The sequence below is a fragment of the Kitasatospora sp. NPDC059160 genome (assembly GCF_042755465.1).
Lineage (GTDB): Bacteria > Actinomycetota > Actinomycetes > Streptomycetales > Streptomycetaceae > Kitasatospora.
In genome coordinates this window covers 1-1371 of sequence record NZ_JBHZCN010000247.1, presented here as the reverse complement: position 1 = coordinate 1371, position 1371 = coordinate 1, and the positions used below count along the sequence as shown (strand labels likewise).

The 1371-nt window shown below is 71.6% G+C and carries 3 protein-coding genes; all 3 read left to right on the top strand.

The annotated features are described in order from the left end of the window. The first annotated feature begins 15 nt into the window (after positions 1–15). Positions 16–450: an Hsp20/alpha crystallin family protein gene (locus ACFXOZ_RS42500; RefSeq protein WP_380532345.1), complete on the top strand. Its 435-nt coding sequence runs from the start codon at positions 16–18 to the stop codon at positions 448–450. Positions 451–578: 128 nt separating this feature from the next. Further along, complete coding sequence (locus ACFXOZ_RS42495; RefSeq protein WP_380595402.1) at positions 579–872, top strand: STAS domain-containing protein; 294 nt, start codon at positions 579–581, stop codon at positions 870–872. A 44-nt stretch (positions 873–916) separates the two neighbouring features. Beyond that, positions 917–1321, top strand: a complete 405-nt coding sequence (locus ACFXOZ_RS42490; RefSeq protein WP_380595400.1) for a DUF2267 domain-containing protein — start codon at positions 917–919, stop codon at positions 1319–1321. The last annotated feature ends 50 nt before the right edge of the window (positions 1322–1371 follow it).

The following is a 1371-nucleotide window of genomic DNA, read 5'->3' as shown; positions in this document are numbered from 1 at the left end:
TGGAGGTGTTTCGCAATGCTGCTGCGCACCGACCCGTTCCGCGAGCTGGACCGGCTGACCCAGCAGTTCCTCAACACGACCGGCACCTGGTCGCGTCCGACGCCGATGCCGTTGGACGCCTACCGGGCCGGTGACGAATACGTGATCTGCTTCGACCTCCCGGGGGTGGACCCGAAGGCGATCGACATCGACGTCGAGCGGAACATGGTGACCGTCAAGGCCGAGCGCCGCCCGCGCCAGGAAGGCGAGGGCATCAAGTGGGAGCTGTCCGAGCGCCCGCTCGGCGTGTTCTCCCGCCAGGTCATGCTCTCCGACACCCTCGACCCCGCCGGGATCACCGCCGACTACGACGCCGGCGTGCTGACCCTGAAGATCCCGGTCGCCGAGAAGGCCAAGCCCCGCAAGATCGAGATCAGCCACAGCGGAAGCCGCAAGCAGATCCAGGCCTGATCCGTTCCCCGATGCCGTTCCGGCCGCCCCTGATCTCTCCCCCTCGATCGAATGGGGCGGCCGGAACACCCCTCGACCCGCGGGCCGGCCTACGTGGACCGGCCTACCCGCAGCGACGCGGAAACGCCATGAACGGCCGGAGCAACCAGCCCTTCATCGTGCGAGCCCACGGCGAGATCGACCTCGACGCCGCACCCTCGCTGCACCGTGCTCTGGCCACCGCGCTCGAGTCGCACCGGGAGGTGGTGCTGGATCTGTCGGAGGTGACGTTCATGGACTGCGCGGGCCTGAGCGCCTTGGTCCGGGCCCAGGGCCAGGCCGACCGGTGCGATGCCCGCCTGGTCCTGCGCGGGGCCGGCCGCTGCGTGATGCGGCTGCTCAAGCTGACCGGTCTGCACCGGCGCCTGGCCGTCGAGCCTTGAGGCCACCCGGGCGCGCCGGGCCTCGGTACGGAGGAAGAACCGCGATGACGCTTCGATGGGAGACGTTCCTGGAAGAGGTCCGGGAGCGCGGTGAGTACGACACCCCGCAGGAGGCCGAGCGGGCCGCCCGGGTAATCCTGGCCCTGCTCGGCGCCCACCTGGTCGGCGAGGTGCGGGCCGAACTGGCCGCCCGACTGCCCGAGACCATGGCCCTGATCCTGCTCAACCCGCTGCACGCCGCCGAGCCCCTCAACCCCGAGCGGTTCGTGCGCGCGACCGCGGCCTGGATCGAGGGCGCCACCGCGGCCACGGCCCTGCGGGACATCGGCGCCGTCCTGTCCACAGTGGCCGACGCCGCCGGCGACGACCTCATGGACCAGATCCTGCTCCAGCTGCCACCCGGCTACGACCTGCTGTTCGGCCGCCCGACCGCAGGGACGCGACCCTGACCCTGACCACCCCTCACACGCCGCCGCCGGCCCGCCCAGCGGCCAGCCCC

Excerpts from the sequence above, each read along its gene's own strand:
- ACFXOZ_RS42500 (WP_380532345.1), top strand. The coding sequence starts at position 16 with ATGCTGCTGCGCACCGACCCGTTCCGCGAGCTGGACCGGCTGACCCAG.
- ACFXOZ_RS42495 (WP_380595402.1), top strand. The coding sequence starts at position 579 with ATGAACGGCCGGAGCAACCAGCCCTTCATCGTGCGAGCCCACGGCGAG.
- ACFXOZ_RS42490 (WP_380595400.1), top strand. The coding sequence starts at position 917 with ATGACGCTTCGATGGGAGACGTTCCTGGAAGAGGTCCGGGAGCGCGGT.